The sequence below is a fragment of the Bordetella ansorpii genome, assembly GCF_900078315.1.
Taxonomy (GTDB): Bacteria; Pseudomonadota; Gammaproteobacteria; order Burkholderiales; family Burkholderiaceae_B; genus Bordetella; species Bordetella ansorpii.
Genome location: NZ_FKBS01000017.1, coordinates 566,795 through 589,916, shown reverse-complemented (window position 1 = coordinate 589,916; position 23,122 = coordinate 566,795). Strand labels below are relative to the sequence as shown.

Here is a 23,122-nt window from a genome sequence, read left to right as displayed (position 1 = left end):
TTATCCCCAAAACCCCGTAGACACAACGTCTGCGGGGTTTTGCTTTGGACGCTCGAAAAAGGCCGACACCACTACGAGGTAATCGAATCATGGACATCAAGGCATTGATCCCCGGAGCGGAACGCGTGATTGAAATGCTCGGGTGCTGGCCGTCCTTTCATGGCGCGGAGGTCGTTTCTTTCTCCGTGGCGCGGGCACTGCCGGGGCAGGCGCCCTCGACGACCGCCAATCTCTTCGTGCACGTGCGGGCCAACCATGGCGAGGAAATCGCCGCGGCATCCGGCCAGGGCAGCCACAGTGCGCTGATCGAGCTGGTGATGCACGATATCGAGCACCTGGCCTTGTACGATTTCAATGAACAGAACATTCTCGACCTGATCGACTTCAGCCAATCGGGCGGCACCTTGATCGCCGTCGAAATCGTGTCGGACTGGGGTGTGGGTGGCGCGGTCCGCTGCGCACACGCAGAGGTCGGCCAGATTCTGTCGCTGGCTTGAAGACAGTCCGGGCCCGAGGCAATCCGCCTGACAAGGGTGGGGCCTTCAACCCGCCCGCATCTCGATCGGCGTTCTTTCCAGGAAGCGTTCGAATGCGCTGAGAAACGTCTGTTCCGCCAGCGACAGCTTGCGCTGTTTGTGCCAAGTCAGGAACACATCGATTTCCGCCATGACGTCATCGGGCAGCACACGCTTCAGATCGCCCGCCAGCATGTCCTGCCGGATCATGTGTTCGGGCAGGCAGCTTAGCCCCATCCCGGCGATGACCATGCGCCGGATCTCTTCCACATAAGGCGACGTGCCCACGATGCGGCCGGTGAAGCCTTGCTGATCGCGGAAGATCGTCAGCGGGGACAGGGTGTCGCCCAGTTGGTCGCTGGCGAAGCTGACGAAGTTCTGGTCGAGCAGGTCTTCGACCTGAATGTTCCGGCGCGAAAAAAGCGGGTGGTTGCGCCCGCACACCATCACGTAGCGATGGCGCATGAAAATGCGCCGCTCCAGGCTGTCGATGGCCTTGCGACACAGGCAGATGCCCAGGGCAGGAATCCGCTTGCTGAGCGCATCGAGGATGAAGGCGCTCTGCATGACATCGACATAGAACTCGATCTTCGGATAGCGGCGGTGGAACTGCATGAGGAATTCGTCGTAGGCCGCGCTCTGGATCTTGCTCATCAGCATGAGGCGCAACGTACCGGCGATCTCGCCTTCGTCCTGCGCGGCGGCCTCGTCGATGCGCGCCACCATCCCGTACATATCGCGCGCGATGCCATAGAGCGCTTCGCCCAGGCCCGTCAGCCTGAACTCTCCATGACGCCGATACAGCAGCGTGCCGCCCACGGCGTCTTCCAGCCGCTTCAGCGCCTGGCTGACGGCCGGTTGGCTCAGGTGCAGCGCGGTGGCGGCGCGGCTGATGCCGCGTTCCTGCACCACGAACATGAACGTGCGCAGCAGGTTCCAGTCCAGGCGCTCGGGCGCCAGGGGCGAAACGGTCTTGATGGGCGCGGCAGCGTTGGGCATATCAGGCGGATCGGCAAAGAGGTGGCCGGTGGGGCAGGGCGGCAGGTGGGAAGCGATGCGTCCAGATAGCCGGCCGGGAAGCTGGCATCGTACGCGAAGGATTCCCGAAGGCTTACTTAATACGACCCGGCGCAGATCGCGCAAGCGCAGCCGACACGCCCCACGTACGCTCGCAAAAAAGGCGGCCTGGGCCGCCTTTCCGGTCAACCTGGGCGAGCCGGCCGGCCTTACACGCTGGCCAGTCCGTTGAAGAATCGCTCGGCGTTGTCTTCCAGGCCCTCGATATAGTAGCCGCCCTCCTGCACGACGACGGTCGGTACGCTGAACTGGCCGATCGCGCGGCCCAGGCGTTCGAAGCCGTTGGCGCTGACGGCCACCATGGCCTGAGGATCTTTCTCGAAGACGTCGAAGCCCAGCGACAGCACCAGGGCGTCGGGCTGGAACAGCTCGATGGCGCGGCGCGCCTGGTCCAGGCGGTCGAAGAACACCGGTTCCGGCGAGCCGTGCGGCATCGGCAGGTTGAGGTTGTAGCCGTAGCCGTCCCCGGCGCCGCGCTCGTCCTCGAAACCCGCCACCACGGGATAGAAGTTCTCCGGGTCTCCGTGGATGGAGACGTACAGCACGTCGCGGCGCTCGTAGAAGATTTCCTGGATGCCCTGGCCATGGTGCATGTCGGTGTCCAGGATGGCCACGCGCTTGTACTTCGCCGTCAGCATCTGCGCGGCGATGGCGGCGTTGTTCAGGTAGCAGAAGCCGCCCGCGGCGTCGCGGCGGGCATGGTGGCCCGGCGGTCGGCACAGGGCATACGCCTGGCGGTCGCCATCCAGCAGGGCCTGCGCGCCACTGATGGCGCACTGCGCGGCCCAATAGGCCGAGCGCCACGTGTCGGGACCGACCGGGCAACTGCCGTCGGCCAGGTAGCGCGCGGCCTGGGCCAGCACGCCACGCAGGGCGTTGGGCTCGCGCACGAACACGTTGGAGACGACTTCGTCGCCCCAGTCATCGGGCAGCTGTTTCCAGCGCGGATGGGCGTCCTGCAAGAAGCGCAGGTAGTCCAGGGCATGCACGGCGCCGATGGCGGCGGCACCCGCGTCGGCCGGCTGGATCACGTCGAACTTCAGCTTGCGCACGCCCTCGACCAGCGCGTCCAGGCGGGACGGCACTTCCTGCGGTGTGCGCATCTTGCCGCGCGAGAAGTAGGTTTGCGGGTGATGCAGCTTCTGATCGGGATGGTAGAAAGTCTTCATGCTCGTACCGTGGAGTTTGCAGGTTGCGTGCCGGCCTTGGGATCGGTCAGGAAGGCGACCGACAGCATCGACAGCAGGGCGATGACGCTGAACAGCAGGGCCAGCGGCCACCATTGGCCCGCGAACTTCTGGGCAAGAATGGTGCCCAGCATCGGGGTCAGGCCGCCGAAGATGGCGCCGGACAGCTGATAGGCCATGGAGATGCCGGTGTAGCGGATGCGGGTGGGGAAGCTGTCGCTGACGTACCCGGCGATGACGGCGTAGTAGGCGCCCATGAACATCACGGCCACGCCGACGCCCAGCGTCAGGGACAGCAGGGTGCCCTGGTCGACCAGGTTGAACATGGCGTAGGGTGTGAACAAGGAAATGAACGACGTGATCAGCAGGAAACGGCGGTTGCCGATGCGCGAGGCGATGTACGCGGACAGCGGCGTGATGAAGAACTGCATCACCGAGACCAGCAGCAGGCAGTCGAGAATGACGGCGCGGGTCAGGCCCACGTACTGCGTGGTGTAGGCCAGCATGAAGGTATTGGTGAAGTAGAAGCCGGCGATGCCCAGCACGTTGGCGCCGACGGCCAGCACCAGCAGGCGGGGTGCGCCGCGCAGCACTTCGAACAGCGGCACCTTCTCTTCTTCCTTCGCGGCGGCGCGCTGGGCGCGGGCTTCCTGCTCGGCCAGGAAGTCGGGCGATTCCTGCACGCTCATGCGGATGGCGAAGCCCACGATCAGCAGCACGGCGCTGAACAGGAACGGCACGCGCCAGCCCCAGCTCATGAACTCGGCGTCGTCCAGCGAGGTGACCAGCTTGAACATCAGCATCGACAGGATCAGGCCGGCCGGGCTGCCCAACTGCGCGAACGAGGCGAAGAAGGTGCGCTTGCTCTTGTCGGGCGAGTGTTCGCCGGCCATCAGCACGGCGCCTCCCCATTCGCCGCCCACGGCGATGCCCTGCACCAGGCGCAGCAGCACCAGCAGGATCGGCGCCCAGATACCGATGGAGGCATAGGTGGGCAACAGGCCGATCAGCACGGTGACCGTGCCCATCATCAGCAGTGTGATGATCAGCGACTTCTTGCGGCCGATGCGGTCGCCGATATGGCCGAACACGGCGCCGCCGAAGGGACGTGCAAAGAAGCCGACGGCGAAGGTGCCGAAGGCGGCCAGCGTGCCGTAGAAGCCGTCGGCCGAGGGGAAGAACAGCTTGCCGAACACCAGCGCGGCGGCGGTGGCGTAGATGTAGAAGTCGTACCACTCGATCATGGTGCCGACGAATGCGGCGACGGAGGCGCGGACGGGCTGGTGCGTCGCCGTGGTGGGATTCCCCTTCATTTCTTTCTCTCTCGATGCAGTGCGGTGTGGTTCGGCCGGCGGGATTGCAGGGTGGCCGGCCACTTTTATACGTCTGCTCCGATCCATAAGAAAAATTCTAATTATTTATTCTCGGCATTTGTCTGGATTATACGAATGGGCTGTGCCCGCTAGACGGCGGGATCCCGGAATGTCCTGCCTGCTCGAAAATTCTTTTATGGATCATTGGCTTGCGGCTCGGTGGCGCTCGAATGAAACCCCCAGGGCATGGCCTTGCCGCGACGCCCGCCGGATGACCCGCCGCCCGCCCGTATTAGTGAAAGTACGGGGGTGCCAGACGGCGCCGCAGGCCGGCGGCCGCCATGCTCGGCATGGCAGCGTCACGAATTGCGCAGGGCCTCCGGGTCGTCGCGCCCTGGCGAACCGGCGGCATACGATTGCCGGTCGATGCCGTGCTTGCGCAGCTTGTCGTAGAACGTCTTGCGGGGCAGGCCCAGCGCATGCAGCGTGGCGCGCACATCGCCGCCGTTCTCGGCCAGGGCCTGGCGGATCAGGTGGGCTTCGTGGCGCTCGACGCGCTGGTGCAGCGTCGGGGGTTCGCCCGAGGGTGTGTCGGCATCGGCATTCGCGGCGGGAGGTAAAACGCCCAGCACGAAGCGCTCGGCGTAATGGGCGAGTTCGCGGATATTGCCGGGCCAGTCGTCGTGCATCAGATGGTTGCGTACCGCGCCGGACAGCGCGGGTACGTCGCGCCGGAAACGCCGGGCGGCCAGTCCCACGTAGTGCGCGAACAGCAGGGGGATGTCCTCGCGCCGTTCGCGCAGCGGCGGCAGGTGCACGGTGACGACGTTCAGCCGGTAATACAGGTCGTCGCGGAACTGGAATTGCGCGCGCATGGCCGGATCGCCCAGGTCGACCTTGGCGGCGGCCACCACGCGCAGGTCCACGTCGCGAACCTCGTTGGTGCCCAGCGGCGCGACCTGGCGGCTTTCCAGCACGCGCAGCAGCTTGACCTGCACGGCGGGCGGCATGCTTTCGATCTCGTCCAGGAACAGGGTGCCGCCGCCGGCGTGCTCGATACGGCCGATGCGTTTTTTCTGCGCCCCGGTGAAGGCGCCGGGTTCGTGGCCGAAGAGTTCGCTTTCGATCACGGTTTCGGGCAGGGCGCCGCAGTTGATGGCGACCAGCGGCCGGTCGCGCCGTCCGCTCAGGCGGTGCAGCACGGTGGCCACGACTTCCTTGCCGGTGCCGGTCTCGCCTTCGATCAGCACGTCCACGTCGGCGCCCGCAACGTGGCGCAGGGTGTCCTTGATGCGTTGCATGGCCGGCGTGGCGCCGATGAAGGCCAGTTCGTCGAAATCGGTTTCCCGTGCCGTCTGGCGCAGTTGCCGGTTCTCCAGCAGCAGCCGCCGTTTCTCGGCCGCTCGGCCGATGGCGGCCAGCAGCATGTCCGACGGGTAGGGCTTGGCCAGGAAGTCGTAGGCGCCGTCGCGCATGGCCTGCACGGCCATGGGAATGTCGCCGTGGCCGGTGATGAGAATGACGGGGATATCGGGGTCCAGCCTGCGCACGTGCCGGAAGAACGCCAGGCCGTCCATGCCGGGCATGCGCACGTCGGTGACGACCACTCCGGCATAGCTGCTGTCCAACTGTGCCAGCGCGGCTTCGGCGTTGCCGTGCGCGTGCACGTCGTAGCCATGCAGCATGAGGGTCTGGGCGGTGGCGCGCAGCAGGTCGGCGTCGTCATCGACCAGCGTGACGGGACAGGCGGCGGGCATGTCCAGGAAAGCAGGCGGTGTGTGTGCTGGGGTCATACGTGCTTGGCGATCGCGGCGGCGAACCGCGTGACGGGACGAGCCCGAGGCGCATCCGGGAGATACGGGGCGTGGCGGGCCGTCATGCGGGCTCGCCTGCCGGGGCGGCGGCCAGGGTAACGGTGAAGATGGCGCCATGCGGCGTGGCATCGGCGGCATGCAGGCCTCCGCCGAATTCGGTGAGGATGTCGCGGCAGATGATCAGGCCCAGTCCCAGCCCTTCGGGCTTGGTGGTCTGGAAGGGGGTGAACAGTTTCTCACGCAGTTCGGGGGCCAGGCCAGGGCCGTTGTCGCGGATGTGGATGAGCACCTGGTCCGTCGCGCCGGCGCGGCGCTGGGCGGCCAGGCCGTTGGATGCCCGCGGCGGCTCGCCCGTCTGGCCGTGCACGTCGATCAGGATGTCGATGCGCGGATCGCCGCTGTCCTGCAGCGCATCCATCGCATTTTGCAGCAGGTTCACGAAGACCTGTTCCAGGCGCATGCGATCCGCCAGCACTTTCAGTTGCGGTTGGCGGCCGGGATGCGTCACCAGCACGCGTTGCCGCGTGATGCGGGGCCCCACCAGCAGCAGGGCGCCTTCGAGGGCGTCGTCCAGCGGGATGGGCGCCACGCTGGCGGCGGCCTTGCGCGAGAACGCGCGCAATTCGCCGGTGATGCCCCCGATGCGTTCGGTCAGCGCGGCGATGGTCTGCAGGTTCTCCAGCACCGCGGCGTCCTGGCCGCGGCGGGCGAACTCGGCCGTGTTGTCGGCGTAGGCCCGGATGGCCGCGGCAGGCTGGTTGATCTCATGCGCGACGCCCGCGGCCACCTGGCCCAGCAGCGCCAGCTTGTTGGCCTGCACCAGCTCGTCCTGCATCTGGTGCAGGCGCGCCTCGGCATGCTGGCGTTCGTCGATCAGGGCCTGCAACTCGGTATTGGCGCGCCGCAGTTCGCCGGTGCGTTGCTGCACCTGGTGTTCCAGCTCGGCGCGCACGACGGCCTGGGCATGCGTGCGGCGCCGCGCGCGGGTGCGCAGGTAGATGTACAGGCCGGCGGACAGCCCGCAGGCCGTCAGTGCCAGCAGCGTGGCCAGTTGGGCGTTGGCTGCCGCACGGTCGATGGCCGGCTGTACGGGGGAGAGCGTGTGCAGCGTCCAACGGTCCGAACTGACTACCGGAAACGCGGTATGCAGCAACCGTGCCCCCGCGGGTTGCCTGCGCAGGGCTGCGCGCGCACGGACCAGCGTGCCGGCATCCTGCGAACCCGAAGGCAACGTCACGGGCAGCGGTTCGAAACGCGCATCGCCGAACTGCTGGTCGGCCCGCATGGCCCGCGCCGTGGCCTCGGGCAGTGCCCCCGTGGCACGGAAACGCCAGTCGGGCACGTTGCCCATCAGCACCACGCCGTTGCCGTCGGTGATGAACAGGGCGTCTTCCAGGGCCTCCCAGTTGCGCTCGAGAATGGTGAAGTCCATCTTCAGCACGATCACGCCCAACAGCTTGCCGGCGCTGTTGGCGATGCGGCGCGACAGGTACAGGCCGGGTTCGTGGCTGATGGTGCCCAGGGCGAAGTACTCGGCCTCGCCTTCGCTGACCGCGCGCCGGAAGTACGGCCGGAACTGGTAGTCGACGCCCACGAAGGTGGCCGGCTCGTTCCAGTTGCTGGCCGCGATGGCGAGGCCCGTCATGTCCAGCAGGTAGATGGCGGAGGCGCCCACGCCTCGGCTGAGCGCCGTGAGCTTGTGGTCCAGTTGCAGGATGCGCTCGGGCTCGGGCGCCAGCAGCGTGGCGCGCACCTCGGGGTCCTGCGCCAGCACGAAGGGCACCGAGCGGAATTTGTCCAGGCTGCTGCGCAGGGCCACGGTGTTGAGCTGGGCGGCGGCGCGGGCGTGCGTGGCGAGCTCCTGGACGGCGCGGTCGGCTCCCCAGACGCCGGCCCGGTGCACCAGCCAGGCCGCCAGCGCCAGCACGGCCAGCAGGAGCAGCGCGGCGCGCATCCTGCGGGGGGTAGCGTGTTCCGGCGGCGCGGTGCTGAGCGGCGCCGCGGCATGCGCGTCGCGGCTGACGGGATCGGCCGGCGGGGATGGGAAATTTTTGGACATGCGTGCGTAAACGGCGCCGCGCGTGCTGTGTGGAATTCCGCACATTCTACCTTGACGGTGTGCGGAATTCCGCTCGGCCGCCAGGCGCCATTCGGAAGCGTCTTAAAAAAGTTCCGCACCTTTCAAGGGCTTAATGCACTGTTGCGGTGCACAAAATTTCTGGCACGCGGCTTGCGTAAGCATCGTGGATGCCGCGCCCGCCGTGCGGCAAGGGACTTTGAAAAAAACATCCGGTCCATGCGCCTGGAAACAGGCCGGATCCGGCTTTTGGTGGGGACATTCCCAATGCTCGACGTCAGCCAGGGCGACGCTACGCCCGTTCGCAAGCAGAAGTTCTATCAGATCCTGTATGTGCAGGTCCTGTTCGCCATCGTGGTGGGCATCCTGCTGGGTCACTTCCACGCGCAGTGGGGCGAAGCCATGAAGCCGCTGGGCGATGGCTTCATCAAGCTGGTCAAGATGATCATCGCGCCGGTGATTTTCCTGACGGTGACCACCGGCATCGCCGCCATGAGCGACCTGAAGAAGGTCGGCCGTGTCGTCGGCAAGGCCATGATCTATTTCCTGATCTTCTCGACGCTGGCGCTGATCGTCGGCATGATCGTCAGTCACGTGGTGCAACCGGGCGCCGGCATGCACATCGACCCGGCGTCGCTGGATTCGAAGGCGGTGCAGGACTACGTCAACAAGGCGCACGATTCCACTATCACCGGCTTCCTGCTGAACATCATCCCCAACACGATCGTCAGCCCGTTCGTATCGGGCGACATCCTGCAGGTGCTGTTCGTGGCGGTGCTGTTCGGCATTTCGCTGGCCATCGTGGGCGAGCGCGGCCGTCCGGTCACGGCGTTCCTGCAGGCGCTGGCTTCGCCGGTGTTCAAGCTGGTGGCCATCCTGATGCGCGCGGCGCCCATTGGCGCGTTCGGCGCCATGGCCTTCACCATCGGCAAGTACGGCATCGGTTCGGTGATCAACCTGGCCATGCTGGTCGGCACGTTCTACCTGACCGCGCTGCTGTTCGTGGTGATCGTGCTGGGTGCGGTGGCGCGCTACAACGGCTTCTCGATCTTCAGCCTGATCCGCTACATCCGCGAAGAACTGCTGCTGGTGCTGGGCACGAGCTCGTCCGAAGCCGCGCTGCCCACGCTGATGCAGAAGATGGAGCGTGCCGGTTGCGCCAAGTCGGTGGTGGGCCTGGTCGTGCCGACCGGCTATTCGTTCAACCTGGACGGCACCAACATCTACATGACGATGGCCGCGCTGTTCATCGCCCAGGCGTGTGACATCCCGCTGTCGCTGGGCGACCAGATCCTGCTGCTGCTGGTGGCGATGCTGAGCTCCAAGGGCGCCGCCGGCGTCACCGGCGCGGGCTTCATCACGCTGGCCGCCACGCTGTCGGTCGTGCCGACCATCCCGGTGGCCGCCATGGCGCTGATCCTGGGCGTGGACCGCTTCATGTCCGAATGCCGCGCGCTGACCAACCTGGTCGGCAACGCCACCGCCGCTGTCGTCGTGGCCCGCTGGGAAGGCGAACTGGATAAGGAACGCCTGGATGCCGCGATGGCCGGCAATGCGCTGCCGCTGGACGAGCCCGCCGCCATGCCCGCTCAACCGAGCGTGAGCCACGCGTAAGGCGTAGACGCACAGAGCAAGGTCCCGCTGCTCACGAGGCAGCGGGAAGCAGAAGGGCCGGGATGACCGGCCCTTCTTTTTTGCGTGTCCGGTATGCGGAGCCCGGCGCGCAGGCGCCGTCTATCTGTGGCAGGCGGTCGGCGGCGACGCCATGAACTCGCTTTGCGCATGGCCTTTGCGCGATCAGGGGATCTGGATATCCGCCCGCGCCAGCAGGGCGGCGGTCTCGAACAGCGGCAGCCCCATCACGCCGCTGTAGCTGCCGGCGATGTGGGCGATGAAGGCGCTGGCCAGGCCCTGGATGCCGTAGGCGCCGGCCTTGCCGAACGGCTCGCCGCTGTCGCAATAGCGTTCGCGTTCGGCCTGGCTGGTCGCGCGCATGCCGACGCGCGTGACGGACAGCGCTTCGTGCAGTTGGCCATCGACGGCCAGCACCACGGCGGTATGCACTTCATGTTCGGCGCCGGACAGCGCTTGCAGGATACGCAGCGCATCGGCGCGGTCGGCGGGCTTGCCCAGCACGGCGCCGTCCAGGATGACGGTGGTGTCGGCCGCCAGGATGGGCAACGTGGCCAGATGCTGGTCGCGTATCCAGGCCACCGCGCGCTGCGCCTTGTCGCGCGCGGTGCGTCGCACATAGTCGGCGGCGCTTTCACCGGCCAGTTGCGGTTCGTCCTCTCCGGGCGGCGCGGGCACGCGCAGCACGTCGTGCGCCAGGCCGATCTGTTGCAGCAGTTCGCGGCGGCGCGGGCTGGCCGAAGCCAGGTACAGGCGGGGAGCGGAGGCGGGCGTGGGGGCGTCGGACATATAGGAATGCGCAGGGAGGGATAGGGCGCCGCCTGGCCAAGCCGTGAACCGGCATGCCCGGTTCAGGAGCGCGGATGCGGCTCGGCCATCTGCCGGGCCGGGCGTGCGTGTATCCGGCCGCGCAAGGCGTCAGGCGCGATGATACGGGTGATTGGCCATGATCGCCCAGGCGCGGTAGAGTTGCTCGGCAAGCAGCACACGCACCATGGGATGCGGCAGGGTGAGCGAGGACAGCCGCAGCAGGCCGTCGCATGAAGCCTTCAAGGCGGCGTCCAGGCCATCCGGGCCGCCCACCAGGAAGGCGACGTCGCGGCCGCCCGAGCGCCAGTGTTCGAGCTGCTGCGACAGCGCCATGGTGGTGAGGTCGCGTCCGCGTTCGTCCAGCGCCAGGCGCAACGCGCCCGACGGCAACGCGGCCTCGATGCGGCGCGCTTCCGCGGCCATCATCTGGGCCGGCGTCTTGCCGGTGGTGCGGGGTTCGGGCTTGATCTCGCGCAGTTCCAGCGCGCAATCGGACGGCAGGCGGCGGGCGTAGTCGTCCCAGGCGGTCTCGACCCAGCCGGGCATGCGGGTGCCGACGGCCAGTACGATGAGTTTCATGGGCGGGGATTACGCCGGTTCGTCGCCGCTGCTGAACATGGCCGAGCGGGCCGTCGATTCAGGCAGCAGCTTCACGCGCACCGGCTTGTCGCCCCAGATCTCTTCCAGGTTGTAGTACTGGCGGATGGCGGGCTGCATGATGTGGATGACGATGTCGCCCAGGTCGACTACGACCCATTCGCCGGTGTCTTCGCCTTCGATCGTGATGCCGGTGAGCTTCAGGGCGCGGCCGCAATCGGCCACGCTGGCGGCCAGGGCACGCGTCTGCCGGTTGGAGGTCGCGGTGGCCATCACCACGCGATCGAACAGGCTGGTCAGGTGCGTGGTGTTGAAGACTTTGATGTCTTGCGCCTTGACGTCTTCGAGGGCATCGATGACGGCGCGCTGTAGTTTTTGAATATCCATGTGTTCCAAATATAACCCGCACGCAGGACGCTCGGGCATCCTTCGTGCAATAGGGGGACAGACTTAACGGTAAAGGCCGTGCGCCGCGATGTAGTCGGCGACGGCCGGGTCGAGCATGCTGGCGGCCGGCGCGCCATGCGCCAGCCGGTCGCGGATACCGGAGGCCGACACGTCCATGGGCGCGAACGGTAGTTCCTGCAGGACGTGCCCGTGGCCTTGCAGCCAATCGGCCAGTTCGTCCGGCACGTGCAGGGCGGTGCCGGGGCGCACCGCAACGGCCAGGTCGACCCTCGCGGCGATGTCCTGCCAGGCGCGCCAGGTGCAGAAGTTGGCCAGTTGGTCGGCGCCCAGCAGCCAGACGTATTGGCCGGCCGGCAGGGCGCGCAGCGTGTCGATGGTGTAGGTGGCGCCGCCGCGCGTGATCTCGATCGGATTGACGGCCAGGCCGGGATGGCCTTCGACGGCCAGCTCGAGCATGCGCAGGCGGTGTTCGGGCGCGGCCTTGAGCGGCGCGCGCTGCCAGGGATTGGCGGCCGGGATCAGTTGGACCTCGGCCAGCGCCAGCGCGCGCATGGCCGCCTGGGCCAGCGCGATGTGGGCATCGTGCACGGGGTCGAAGCTGCCGCCCAGCAGGCCGATACGGCTGTCAGCGCGGCGGCTGCCGGACGCGCCATCTTGTCCTGGCGTATTCCCGGTGATGCCCGGCGTGCTCATGCGGCAGTCCTGGCGCGGCATGCCTGCGTGAGGAGCGCGCGCATCGGAATACGACACCCCTGGGTCATACCCATTCCCGAGGCGAAAGATACGCGGCCAGTTCGCTTTCAGGCGTGCCGGGCTGCGGCTGCCAGTCGTAGCGCCAGTGGGCAACGGGCGGCATCGACAGCAGGATCGATTCGGTGCGGCCGCCCGACTGCAGGCCGAACAGCGTGCCGCGGTCGTAGACCAGGTTGAACTCGACGTAGCGGCCCCGGCGATAGGCCTGGAAATCGCGTTCGCGTTCGCCGTAGGGCAGGTCGCGGCGGCGCTCGACGATGGGCAGGTAGGCGCCCAGGAAGCTGTCGCCCACCGAGCGCACCAGCGCGAACGAGGCATCGAAGCCCGGTTCGTTCAGGTCGTCGAAGAAGATGCCGCCGATGCCGCGCGTTTCGTTGCGGTGCTTCAGGAAGAAATACTCGTCGCACCAGCGTTTGTAGCGCGGGTAGTAGTCGGGGCCGTGCGGCGCCAGCGCGTCGCGGCAGGCCTGGTGGAAGTGCCGGGCGTCCTCGGCGCGGGGATAGTAGGGCGTGAGGTCGAGACCGCCGCCGAACCAGAACACGTCGCGCTCGTCGTGGCCCGGGCGCGCCGCGGCCAGGAACATGCGCACGTTCATGTGCGTGGTGGGCACGTGCGGATTGCGTGGGTGCAGCACCATGGACACGCCCATGGCCTGCCAGGGCCGGCCGGCCAGTTCGGGCCGGTGCGCGCTGGCCGAAGGCGGCAGGCGCGTGCCCATGACGTGGCTGAACAGCACGCCGCCGCGTTCGAGCAGTTGGCCGTCTTCGATCAGGCGCGAGATGCCGCCGCCGCCTTCCTCGCGCTGCCACTGGTCGGTGCGGAAAGACTCGCCGCCCGCCTGTTCGAGGGCTTGCACGATACGTGTTTGCAGGCCGGTGAAATAGTCGTGGACGGCGGTGGCGGAGACGGCGTCGGTCATGGGCGGTGCGATGGGACTACGAACGCGGCTTCTGTTGCGACGGCTTCAGCGCGCGCCAGCCGATGTCGGTACGGTACTGGCGTCCATCGAAATGGACGGCCGACACGGTCTCGTAGGCGCGGTCGCGCGCGATGCGGATCGAGTCGGCCAGCGCCGTGACGCACAGTACGCGGCCGCCGGAGGTCTGCACCTGGCCGTTTTCACGCTTGGTGGCGGCGTGGAAGACCATGACGTCGTCGGCATCGGCAGGCAGGCCGTTGATGACGTCGCCGGTGCGTGGCGTGCCGGGGTAGTTGTGCGCGGCCAGCACCACGCCCAGCGCGGTACGGCGGTCCCAGGTGATGTCGGCCTGGTCCAGCGTGCCTTCCACGGCGTGCTCGAGCGCGTCCAGCAGGTCGCTCTTGATGCGCATCATGATGGGCTGGGTTTCAGGGTCGCCCATGCGGCAGTTGAATTCCAGCGTCTTGATGGTGCGGTCGGGACTGTCGCCCGGGGCGATCATCAGGCCGGCATACAGGAAGCCGGTGTACGGAATGCCGTCGCGCGCCATGCCCTGCACGGTCGGCAGGATGATCTCGCGCATGATGCGGTGGTGCAGTTCCGGCGTGACGATGGGGGCGGGCGAGTAGGCGCCCATGCCGCCCGTGTTGGGGCCGGCGTCGCCGTCCTGCAGGCGCTTGTGGTCCTGGCTGGTGGCCAGGGCCAGCACGTTGCGGCCATCGCACATGACGATGAAGCTGGCTTCTTCGCCGACCAGGAATTCCTCGATGACCACGCGCGCGCCGGCGGCGCCCAGCGAGCCGTCGCCCAGCATGGCGTCGATGGCGTCGTGGGCTTCTTCGGCGGTCATGGCGACCACCACGCCCTTGCCGGCGGCCAGGCCGTCGGCCTTGATGACGATGGGGGCGCCTTGCTGGTCGACGTAGGCATGCGCCTGTGCCGGATCGGTGAAGGTGGCGTACGCGGCCGTGGGGATGCCGTGGCGCATCATGAAGGCCTTGGCGTAGTCCTTCGAGCTTTCGAGCTGGGCGGCGGCGCGGGTGGGGCCGAAGATCTTCAGGCCGCGCGCGCGGAACACGTCGACCACGCCGGCGGCCAGGGGGGCCTCGGGGCCGACCACGGTGAGCGACACGCCGTTCTGCTGGACGAAGTCGGCCAGTTCTTCAGGGGTGGTGAGGGCCAGGTTCTCGAGCAGGTCGCCCTGCTCGGTGCCGCCGTTGCCGGGGGCGACATAGACCTTGTGGACGCGCGGCGAACGTGCGAGCCGCCAGGCGAGAGCGTGTTCGCGGCCGCCCGAGCCGATAACCAGGAGTTTCATGAGAGTAATGTGGTGATGCTTGAAGTTGCCACTTCGGCCCGTAGTGGAATAGTCGCCCGGCCGGTACGCGCCGGCCAGGCTGGTCCGCCAGCGTTGCGCGGCTCCCCTGGCCGCTGCAGCGCCGCTCGCTTCATTGCGCTTCGTCGAACACGACGTTGGTGTAGACGTCCTGCACGTCGTCCAGGCCTTCCAGGGCGTCGAGCAGTTTTTGCATTTTCACGGCGTCTTCGCCGGCCAGTTCGGTTTCGTTCAGGGCCTTCTGGATGATTCCGTCGACCTCGGCCTTCAGGCCGGCGGCCTCGAAGGCCTGGCGCACGGCGGCGTAGTCGGCCGGGGCGCACAGGACCTCGATGACGCCTTCTTCATCGGTGGCGACGTCTTCGGCGCCGGCTTCCAGGGCGGTCTCCATGACCGTGTCCTCGGAGGTGCCGGGGGCGAACACGAACTGGCCGCAATGCTTGAACATGAACGCGACCGAGCCTTCCTGGCCCAGGTTGCCGCCGTTCTTGGCGAAAGCGTGGCGAACTTCGGCCACGGTGCGGGTGCGGTTGTCGGTCATGCACTCGACGATGACCGCTGCGCCGCCGATGCCGTAGCCTTCGTAGCGGACTTCTTCGTAATTGGTGCCGTCGGCGCCGCCCGCGCCGCGTTGGATCGCGCGCTGGACGTTGTCTTTGGGCATGTTGGCGTCGGTGGCCTTGTCCCAGGCCAGACGCAGGCGCGGATTGGTATCCGGATCGGCACCGCCGGCACGGGCGGCAACGGTGATCTCACGGATGATCTTGGTCCAGAGCTTGCCCCGCTTGGCGTCCTGGCGGCCCTTGCGGTGCTGGATATTGGCCCATTTGCTGTGTCCGGCCATGGTTACTCTTATCTAATAATGGTGTCAAAGAACGCTATTTTAGCCTGCCCGACCTGGCCGCGCCGTCAGGAGTGTGTCGCGCGCGCCACGCACGGGGCGTCTACACTTGCGCCACCGCATCCCGTCACTCTGGAGTCCACGCCCATGATCGCCCCTCTCATCGTCGCCCGGAACGCCCGGGCGGAGCTGGCGCTGCTGCCCGCCCTGGCCAACCGCCATGGCTGCATCACCGGCGCCACCGGCACCGGCAAGACGGTCACGCTGCAGGTGATGGCCGAGGCCTTTTCGCGTATCGGCACGCCGGTATTCCTGGCTGACGTCAAGGGCGACCTGACCGGCATTTCGCAGGCGGGCGCCAACTCGCCCAAGCTGCAGGAGCGCCTGCAGAAGCTGGGCCTGCCCGAGCCGGCCTGGGGCGCCAGCCCGGTGGCGCTGTGGGATGTGTTCGGCAAGCAGGGACTGCCGGTGCGCGCCACCGTCTCCGACATGGGCCCGCTGCTGCTGTCGCGCATGCTGGAGTTGAACGACACGCAGGAAGGCGTGCTGACCCTGGTGTTCCGCGTGGCCGATGACGAGGGCCAACTGCTGCTGGACATGAAAGACCTGCGTGCCATGCTGCAGAACGTGGCCGATCGCGCCAGCGAACTGAAGACGCGCTACGGCAATGTGTCCTCGGCCTCGGTGGGCGCCATCCAGCGCAGCCTGCTGCGCCTGGAGTCGCAGGGCGCCGACCAGTTCTTCGGCGAGCCCATGCTGGACGTGGCCGACCTGATGCGCACCGATGCGCAGGGCCGCGGCATCGTCAACGTGCTGGCCGCCGACCAACTGATGCAGGCGCCGCGCCTGTACGGCGTGTTCCTGCTGTGGCTGCTGGCCGAGCTGTTCGAGAAACTGCCCGAAGTGGGCGACGTGGAACAGCCCAAGCTGGTGTTCTTCTTCGACGAGGCGCACCTGCTGTTCAAGGACGCGCCCGAGGCCTTGCTCGAGAAGATCGAGCAAGTGGTGCGCCTGGTGCGCTCCAAGGGCGTGGGGGTGTATTTCGTCACCCAGAATCCGCTGGATATTCCCGATACCGTGCTGGGCCAACTGGGCAATCGCGTGCAGCATGCGCTGCGCGCCTTCACGCCGCGCGACCAGAAGGCGGTGCGCACGGCCGCGCAGACCATGCGGCCGAATCCCGGGTTGGACATCGAGGCCGCCATCACCGAGCTGGGCGTGGGCGAGGCGCTGGTGTCGCTGCTGGACGAGAAGGGCCGGCCGATGCCCACCGAGCGCGCCTGGATCATGCCGCCGGGCAGCCGCATCGGCCCGGCCACGGACGTCGAACGGCAGGCGCTGCGGCAGAGCAGCACGCTGGCGGGCAGGTATGGGCAGGCCATCGACCGTCAATCTGCCTACGAGGTGCTGACGGCGCGGGCGGCTTCGGACGTGCCGGCGGGCAGCAGCGGGGCTGGCCGCACGCCCTCATCGGCGCCCACGCCTGCCGCGCCCCAGGAAGAGGAAGGCGGTCTGATGAAGAGCGTGAACGAAGTGCTGTTCGGCTCGGTGGGTCCGCGCGGCGGCCGGCGCGATGGCGTGGTGCAGTCGGTGGCCAAGAGCACCGCGCGCTCGGTGGCGCGCGAACTGGTGCGGGGCGTGCTGGGGTCGTTGCTGGGATCGCGCCGGCGCTAAGGCGCCGCTGCCGGCACGGACCGCGCGGCCGCGCGACATCAGCTGATTGTCCGGCCGCTGGGCCTCTTCGCTGTCCCGGTTGGCCTCTTCAGCCGACGTGCTTCGCCACGTCTTCCAGCGTGCGGCCGAAGCGGTCCACCATGTCGCGCACCTGGGCTTCCTGAATGATGAGCGGCGGGCAGAAGGCGACGGTGTCGCCGATGCCGCGCACGATCAGGCCGTGGTCGTGCGCGCGTTCGTAGGCGTAGCCGCCGGCGCGGCCCACGGGATCGAAGGGACGCTTGGTGGCGCGGTCGGCGACCAGTTCCACGCCCGCGATCAGGCCCACGCCGCGCACTTCGCCCACCAGCGGGTGGTCGGCATAGCCGCGCAGCAGTTCGTGCATCAGCGCGCCCATGTCGGCGGCGTTCTGGATCAGGTTGCGCTCGTCGATGATCTTCAGGTTTTCCAGCGCGACGGCGGTGGCCACCGGATGGCCGCTGGCGGTGTAGCCGTGGCCGAAGGTGCCCAGCTTGCCGCTGTGTTCGGCCACGGGGCCGGCCACGCGCTCGTTGATCAGCACGGCGCCCAGCGGCTGGTACGACGAGGTGATCTGCTTGGACAGCACCAGGATGTCGGGCTCGATGCCGAAGCGTTCCGAACCGAAGCGCGTGCCCAGGCGGCCGAAGCCGGTGATGACCTCGTCGGCGATGACCAGCACGTCGTGCTTGCGGCACACGGCCTGGATCTTCTCCCAGTAGGTGCGCGGCGGCACGACCACGCCGCCCGCGCCCATGACGGGTTCGCCGATGAAGGCGGCCACGGTGTCGGCGCCTTCGCGCAGGATCAGCGCGTCCAGCTCGTTGGCCAGGCGGCTGGCGAAGTCCTCTTCGCTTTCACCGGGCAGCGCGTTGCGGTAGTGGTGCGGGCAGGCGGTGTGGAAGATCTGCGGCAGCGGCAGGTCGAAGTCTTTATGGTTGCCGGGCAGGCCGGTCATGCTGGCCGAGGCCACGGTGACGCCGTGGTAGCCGCGCTGGCGCGCAATGATCTTCTTCTTGTCGCGGCGGCCCATCGCGTTGTTGTAGAACCAGACCAGCTTGACGACGGTGTCGTTGGCCTCGGATCCCGAGTTGGTGAAGAAGGCCTTGGACATGCGGCCTTCGGTGTAGCCGATCAGGCGCTCGGCCAGTTCGATGACGGCCGGGTGCGACTTGTGCGTGAATGTGTGGTAGTAGGGCAGCTTGCTCAGTTGGCGGTGCGCGGCTTCGGCCAGGCGCGGCTCGCCGAAGCCCACGGCCACGCTCCACAGGCCGGACATGGCCTCCAGATAGCGGTTGCCCTGGTCGTCGTACACGTAGATGCCTTCGCCGCGCTCGATCACGCGTGGCCCGACCGCACGGTGCTTGACCGCGTTGGTGTACGAATGCAGGTGGTACTGGACGTCTTGCTGCTGGGCGGGGCTGAGCGATGTCATGGCGCGGGATCCGGATGGGCGGGTGTTTGACGCGCGCCGCAAGCCGGCGCGCTTGATTCGTCAACCATTATCCGCCAATCCGCGCGCCTTGCGCGCCGATCAATATCCGCGGTCGCGGCCCACCACGCCGGTGATGGGCTCGCCGCGCATCAGGGCGCGGACCTTGTGGGTGATCTGCTCGACCGTCTCGCGGCGCAGGCTGGCCGCCGCGATGTGCGGCGTGATCGAGATGCGGCTGTCGGCCCAGAACGGGTGGCCAGCCGGCAGCGGCTCCTCGCGGAACACGTCCAGCGTGGCGCCGGACAGGTGGCCGCTGTCCAGCAGTGCGGTCAGGTCTTCTTCGACCAGGTGGGAACCGCGCGCTAGGTTGATCAGGTGCGCGCCGGGCAGCAGTTGCGACAGGGTGTCGCGACGCAGGATGTTCTCTGTGTCGGGGGTCAGCGGCAGCAGGTTGATCAGCACGCGCGTGCGGGCCAGGAAGGCCGGCAGCGCCTCGACGCCGCCGAAGGCCTGCACGCCCTCGGGCGCCTGGCCGCTGCGCGACCAGCCCGCGACGTTGTAGCCCAGCGCCTGCAGCGTGCGTGCGACATGGCCGCCCAGCGCGCCCATGCCCAGGATCCCGACGGGCCACTGCTCGCGGCGCAGTTCGGGCAGCGCCTGCCACACGCCGGCGCGTTGCTGCGCGGCGTAGGCATCGAACTGACGGCAGGCGCCGGTCAGGAAGTGGACCACGTATTCCGACATCTGCACTGCCATGCCGGCGTCCTCCAGGCGCACCACGGGCAGATCGGGTGGCAGCGTGGACAGTTTCAACAGGCCATCGACGCCCGCGCCCAGGTTGAACACGGCGCGCAGCTTGCGCTCGCGTTCGAACAGCACAGCGGGCGGGCGCCAGACCACGGCAAGGTCGGCATCCTGCACGGGCGAGTTCTCGTCCCAGTGCACGACGTCGGCCTCGGGCAGCGCCTTCGACAGGAGTTCGGGCCAGACATCGCGATCCGGCAGCGTTTGGGAGCAGCAGATGATTTTCACGTGGGGTCTTTGGGGGAAGAGGTCTTGAAAGGGGGGCGGGCCATGCGCGCGGCGCGCACGGGGCGCTTGACCAGCAGGATGCCCGCCGCGGCGATCATGACCATGCCCGCCATGGCCAGTATATCGGGCGGGCGATGGAAGATCGTCGCGCTCAGCAGCACCGCCATCAGCAACTGCAGGTAATTCAGGGGACCCAGCGTCGCCGCGTCCACGTGGCGGAAGGCCGTCAGGAACAGCACCTGCGCGCCGCCGTTGATGGCGCTCAGGCCGATGATGAGCAGCCAGTCGCTCGCATCGGGCCAGGTGGGCGGCGGAAACAGGATCGCTGGCGGAAGGGTGGCTGCCAGGCAGGTCAGTGCGGCGCAGAGATACTGCACCCGGGGGTCGATCGCGCCCGCCAGCCGGCGTGTCAGCAGCTGGAACACGGCGTAGCACACGGCCGAGATCACCATCAGCGCCGTGCCCAGGGGCGGCAGCGCATTGCCTGGCCGCACGATCAACAGCATGCCGCACAGGCCGATGGCCACGGAAAGCCATTGCGCGGCGTGCACGCGTTCGCCCAGCATCCACGGCGACAGGATCACCATGATCAGCGGCGCCGTGAAATAGATGGCCGTGGCCTCGGACAGCGGCATCCAGATCAGCGCGGTCATGAAGCAGGTGCCGACCGTGGCCAGCGCCAGCCCCCGGGCCAGCAGGATGGGCTTGTGCGGGAGGGTGGACCACGCGGGCAGCCTGCGTTGCCGCATCAGCAGCGCCAGACCCAGTGTCGTCACCGTGACGTAGCGCATCACGTTCAGGAACGGCGCGGGATAGGTCTCCAGCAGGTGCTTGGCGCCGGCGTCGAACAGGGCGTTGGCCAGCAGCGCCAGCAGAAAGCAGGCGATGCCGGTGCGCCTGGCGGCGTCGGCGGAAGAAGAGAGGGGCGGGGCGCTCACGGCATCCTCGGACTCGAAAAGGCGTGCGCGCAATCGGGCATGCACGCCACCGGGCTCAAGGCGCGACGCCCGCCAGCCGGGTCATCGCGCCCAGCAGCACGTTGGCGCCGGCTTCGAGGTGCTTCGGATCGGCATCCTCGATCTCGTTGTGACTGATGCCGTCCTTGCAAGGCACGAAGATCATCGCGGTGGGAACGATCCCGGCGATGTGCACGGCGTCGTGGCCCGCGCCGGTCACGATGTCCATGGCCGAGTAGCCGCGCGCGCGCGCCTGGCCGCGCACGGCCTCGACCAGCTCCGGCGCGAAGGGCGTGGGCGGGAAGTAGGCGGTCTGGCGCACCTGGACCTGCATCTCGTGCCCGGTGCGTTCGCCGGATGCCACGGCGCGCACGATCTCGTGGAAACGGGCGTTCATCCCGGCCAGCCTTGCGGCGTCCTCGTGGCGGATGTCCACCGTGAAGGTGACGGCGCCGGGAATGACGTTGGGCGAGCCGGGATGGACCTGCACCGACCCGACCGTGCCGCGGCCGTGCGGCGCATGGTCCAGCGCGATCCGCACGACTTCCTGCATGATGAAGGTGGAGGCGTACAGGGCGTCCCGGCGCAGCGGCATGGGCGTGGGGCCGGCGTGGGCCTCCATGCCCGTCACGACCACTTCGTACCAGTACATGCCCAGGGAACCGGTCACGGCGCCGATGACCGTGTCCTCGGCTTCCAGAATGGGACCCTGTTCGATGTGGGCTTCGAGATAATGGCCGAAGCGGCGCTGGCCCACGGGGCAGTCTCCGGCATAGCCGATACGCTGCAGTTCGTCGCCCACGCGCTTGCCCTCGCTGTCGGCGGTGGCCAGTGCCTGCTCCAGCGGCAACTTGCCGCAGTACACCGCCGATCCCATCATGAAGGGCGCGAAGCGGCTGCCTTCCTCGTTGGTCCAGATGGCCAGCTCCAGCGCGGAGTCGGTCTGGATGCCGCGTTCCTGCAGGGTGCGCATTACCTCCAGGCCGGCCATCACGCCGAAGCAGCCATCGAAGCGGCCGCCGGTGGGCTGGGTGTCGATGTGGCTGCCCGTGCAGACGGCCGGCAGCGAGGGATCGCGGCCCGCGCGGCGGCCAAAGATATTGCCGATCTGGTCCACGCTGACTTCCAGCCCGGCCTCGCGCATCCAGCCGGCGACCAGGTCACGGCCTTGGCGGTCCAGGTCGGTCAGCGCCAGCCGGCAATTGCCGCCTTTTTCCGTGGCGCCGACCTGGGCCAGGTCCATCAGGGACTGCCATAGCCGTTGGCCGTTGATGGAGAGCGGGGCTTGCATGTCGATGTCGGTATTCATGGTGATGCTCGTCTCGGAAAAAATGTTGTTATGCGCGGGCCGTCAGGCGGCCGCCATGCCTTGCAGAAAGGCGTCCAGCGCCTGGCCGATGCTGTCGACCTGATAGCCGCCCTCCTGCACGACGACCGTGGGCAGGCCCAGTGCGCGGACTCGGGCGCCAATGTCGCGGTAGGTCGCCATGTCGAAGCGCAGGACGCTGATGGGATCGTCCTTGTAGGTGTCGAAACCCAGGGCCAGCACCAGGGCGCGCGGCTGGTACTGCATCACGGACGCCAGCGCGCGTTCGAGGAAGGCGCCATAGGCCTGGCCGTCGGTGCCGTGCGGCAAGGGCAGGTTCAGATTGCAGCCCGCGCCCGCGTCCGCGCCGCGCTCATCGGCGTAGCCGCAGTAGAACGGGTAGTAGCCGGCGGGGTCCGCGTGCGTGGACACGGTGTAGACGTCGTCGCGGCAATAGAAGATGTTCTGCGTGCCGTCGCCATGATGTGCGTCCACGTCCAGCACGGCCACGCGGCCCAGCGCGTCCGCCAGCCGTTGAGCGGCGGCGGCCGAGCTGTTCAGGTAGCAGAAGCCGCCCGCACGGTCGTGGTGCGCGTGGTGGCCCGAAGGACGGCACAGGGCGTAAGCCAGATCACCTGTCTGCAGCACATGGTCGGCAGCGGCCACTGCGTTGTGGGTGGAACGCAGCGCGGCGCGCCAGGTGTGCGGACCGATGGGGCAGGAGAGATCGCCCAGGTAGTAGCCGGCCTGCGCGATGATCGAGGGCGAGGGGCAGGGCGGCCGGCGCGCGTGCGGGGTCGTGCTGCCGCCATAGGGCGACAGGTTGGGCAGGACTTCGATGCCGGGTTCGGGCCCCTGGCCGCGCAGCGCCTGCCAGCGCTCGTACGCGTGCTCCAGGAAGTCCAGGTAGGCCGCGCTGTGCACGCCGTCCAGCGGATCGCGGCCATAGTCGGGAGGCGCGGCCAGCGCAATGCCTCGGCTGGACAGCATGGCGCGCAGGGTTTCGGCACGCGCGGGCACGTCGGTCGGCCTGCTGATGCGGCCGGCGCGCATGAACTGCTGCGGCGTGTGCAGCAGTTGGTCTTCTGAGAAAAATGCCTTCATGTCGTGGTTCAGGCCTCGGTCGCCTTCAGTTCGATCTCGACGAATACGAATTCGCTGTCGTTGGGGTTGACGACGTTGTGCTCGATGCCCACCGGACGGCTGTAGGCCACGCCGGTGGTCAGTGCGCTGCGGACCTCGCCCTGCGGCGTTTCCAGCAACAGTTCGCCCGTGGTCTGCGGCACTACCACGTAATACATGCCGTGGCGGTGCCAGCCTGTTTCGGCGCCGGGCGGAAAGCGCCATTCGGTGACGCGGACCTGTTCGTTGTCGATCTGCACGGTGGGGACGGCGGCGGGGCGTGTCATGGTTCTCCTCGGA

Annotated in this window: 21 protein-coding genes; 3 read left to right on the top strand and 18 right to left on the bottom strand. The window is 67.8% G+C overall.

Annotation, left to right across the window (positions count from 1 at the left end):
- Window positions 1-89 precede the first annotated feature (89 nt).
- Window positions 90-497, top strand: a complete 408-nt coding sequence (locus A7W11_RS17640; protein ID WP_066416002.1) for an Imm50 family immunity protein — start codon at window positions 90-92, stop codon at window positions 495-497.
- Window positions 498-542: 45 nt separating this feature from the next.
- On the opposite strand, the gene A7W11_RS17635 is transcribed toward A7W11_RS17640, so the two are convergent.
- The 5 genes from A7W11_RS17635 to A7W11_RS17615 form a co-directional block, all read right to left on the bottom strand.
- On the bottom strand, window positions 543-1,514 hold the full coding sequence (locus A7W11_RS17635; RefSeq protein ID WP_066415998.1) for a LysR family transcriptional regulator: 972 nt from the start codon (window positions 1,512-1,514) through the stop codon (window positions 543-545).
- A gap of 227 nt (window positions 1,515-1,741) precedes the next feature.
- On the bottom strand, window positions 1,742-2,761 hold the full coding sequence (locus A7W11_RS17630) for a histone deacetylase family protein (RefSeq protein WP_066415996.1): 1,020 nt from the start codon (window positions 2,759-2,761) through the stop codon (window positions 1,742-1,744).
- Entirely contained in the window at window positions 2,758-4,092 is a 1,335-nt protein-coding gene (locus A7W11_RS17625) for an MFS transporter (RefSeq protein ID WP_066415993.1), read from the bottom strand. Before A7W11_RS17625 ends, A7W11_RS17630 begins: the two co-directional genes overlap by 4 nt.
- 359 nt (window positions 4,093-4,451) lie before the next feature.
- A complete protein-coding gene (locus tag A7W11_RS17620) occupies window positions 4,452-5,885 on the bottom strand; it encodes a sigma-54-dependent transcriptional regulator (RefSeq protein ID WP_412778737.1) in 1,434 nt (477 codons plus the stop codon).
- Window positions 5,886-5,967: 82 nt separating this feature from the next.
- Window positions 5,968-7,965 carry a sensor histidine kinase gene (locus A7W11_RS17615; protein ID WP_235816903.1) on the bottom strand — a complete coding sequence of 666 codons (1,998 nt, stop codon included), beginning with the start codon at window positions 7,963-7,965 and terminating at the stop codon, window positions 5,968-5,970.
- A gap of 285 nt (window positions 7,966-8,250) precedes the next feature.
- Here A7W11_RS17615 and A7W11_RS17610 point away from each other — a divergent pair, with 285 nt between their 5' ends.
- Window positions 8,251-9,597, top strand: coding sequence for a dicarboxylate/amino acid:cation symporter (locus A7W11_RS17610; RefSeq protein WP_066415989.1), 1,347 nt, complete (start codon window positions 8,251-8,253; stop codon window positions 9,595-9,597).
- Between the two features lie 183 nt (window positions 9,598-9,780).
- Here the strand turns inward: A7W11_RS17610 and A7W11_RS17605 are convergent, their stop codons facing one another.
- The 7 genes from A7W11_RS17605 to A7W11_RS17575 all read right to left on the bottom strand — a co-directional run bounded on the left by A7W11_RS17605 (window position 9,781) and on the right by A7W11_RS17575 (window position 15,282).
- Window positions 9,781-10,404, bottom strand: coding sequence for a Maf family protein (locus A7W11_RS17605; RefSeq protein ID WP_066415986.1), 624 nt, complete (start codon window positions 10,402-10,404; stop codon window positions 9,781-9,783).
- Window positions 10,405-10,533: 129 nt separating this feature from the next.
- Entirely contained in the window at window positions 10,534-11,004 is a 471-nt protein-coding gene (gene rlmH, locus A7W11_RS17600) for a 23S rRNA (pseudouridine(1915)-N(3))-methyltransferase RlmH (RefSeq protein WP_066415982.1), read from the bottom strand.
- A gap of 9 nt (window positions 11,005-11,013) precedes the next feature.
- Complete coding sequence (gene rsfS / locus A7W11_RS17595; protein WP_066415979.1) at window positions 11,014-11,409, bottom strand: ribosome silencing factor; 396 nt, start codon at window positions 11,407-11,409, stop codon at window positions 11,014-11,016.
- A gap of 63 nt (window positions 11,410-11,472) precedes the next feature.
- Window positions 11,473-12,123, bottom strand: a complete 651-nt coding sequence (gene nadD, locus A7W11_RS17590; RefSeq protein ID WP_082887315.1) for a nicotinate (nicotinamide) nucleotide adenylyltransferase — start codon at window positions 12,121-12,123, stop codon at window positions 11,473-11,475.
- 64 nt (window positions 12,124-12,187) lie between these two features.
- Window positions 12,188-13,102 carry an oxygen-dependent coproporphyrinogen oxidase gene (gene hemF / locus A7W11_RS17585; protein ID WP_066415967.1) on the bottom strand — a complete coding sequence of 305 codons (915 nt, stop codon included), beginning with the start codon at window positions 13,100-13,102 and terminating at the stop codon, window positions 12,188-12,190.
- A gap of 16 nt (window positions 13,103-13,118) precedes the next feature.
- Entirely contained in the window at window positions 13,119-14,420 is a 1,302-nt protein-coding gene (purD, locus tag A7W11_RS17580) for a phosphoribosylamine--glycine ligase (RefSeq protein WP_066415964.1), read from the bottom strand.
- A gap of 130 nt (window positions 14,421-14,550) precedes the next feature.
- On the bottom strand, window positions 14,551-15,282 hold the full coding sequence (locus tag A7W11_RS17575; RefSeq protein WP_066415961.1) for a YebC/PmpR family DNA-binding transcriptional regulator: 732 nt from the start codon (window positions 15,280-15,282) through the stop codon (window positions 14,551-14,553).
- A gap of 144 nt (window positions 15,283-15,426) precedes the next feature.
- On the opposite strand from A7W11_RS17575, the gene A7W11_RS17570 reads away from it, so the two are divergent.
- Window positions 15,427-16,953 carry a helicase HerA-like domain-containing protein gene (locus tag A7W11_RS17570; protein ID WP_066415958.1) on the top strand — a complete coding sequence of 509 codons (1,527 nt, stop codon included), beginning with the start codon at window positions 15,427-15,429 and terminating at the stop codon, window positions 16,951-16,953.
- An 88-nt stretch (window positions 16,954-17,041) separates the two neighbouring features.
- Here A7W11_RS17570 and A7W11_RS17565 read toward each other — a convergent pair whose 3' ends face one another.
- The 6 genes from A7W11_RS17565 to A7W11_RS17540 all read right to left on the bottom strand — a co-directional run bounded on the left by A7W11_RS17565 (window position 17,042) and on the right by A7W11_RS17540 (window position 23,109).
- Complete coding sequence (locus A7W11_RS17565; RefSeq protein ID WP_066415954.1) at window positions 17,042-18,406, bottom strand: aspartate aminotransferase family protein; 1,365 nt, start codon at window positions 18,404-18,406, stop codon at window positions 17,042-17,044.
- A 99-nt stretch (window positions 18,407-18,505) separates the two neighbouring features.
- Complete coding sequence (locus A7W11_RS17560; protein ID WP_066415952.1) at window positions 18,506-19,438, bottom strand: 2-hydroxyacid dehydrogenase; 933 nt, start codon at window positions 19,436-19,438, stop codon at window positions 18,506-18,508.
- Window positions 19,435-20,376, bottom strand: coding sequence for a DMT family transporter (locus tag A7W11_RS17555; protein ID WP_066416251.1), 942 nt, complete (start codon window positions 20,374-20,376; stop codon window positions 19,435-19,437). Before A7W11_RS17555 ends, A7W11_RS17560 begins: the two co-directional genes overlap by 4 nt.
- Window positions 20,377-20,431: 55 nt before the next feature.
- Entirely contained in the window at window positions 20,432-21,703 is a 1,272-nt protein-coding gene (locus tag A7W11_RS17550) for a Zn-dependent hydrolase (protein WP_235816902.1), read from the bottom strand.
- 42 nt (window positions 21,704-21,745) lie between these two features.
- Window positions 21,746-22,804 carry a histone deacetylase family protein gene (locus A7W11_RS17545; protein WP_066415949.1) on the bottom strand — a complete coding sequence of 353 codons (1,059 nt, stop codon included), beginning with the start codon at window positions 22,802-22,804 and terminating at the stop codon, window positions 21,746-21,748.
- A gap of 8 nt (window positions 22,805-22,812) precedes the next feature.
- Window positions 22,813-23,109, bottom strand: a complete 297-nt coding sequence (locus tag A7W11_RS17540) for a cupin domain-containing protein (protein ID WP_066415947.1) — start codon at window positions 23,107-23,109, stop codon at window positions 22,813-22,815.
- Window positions 23,110-23,122: the final 13 nt, after the last annotated feature.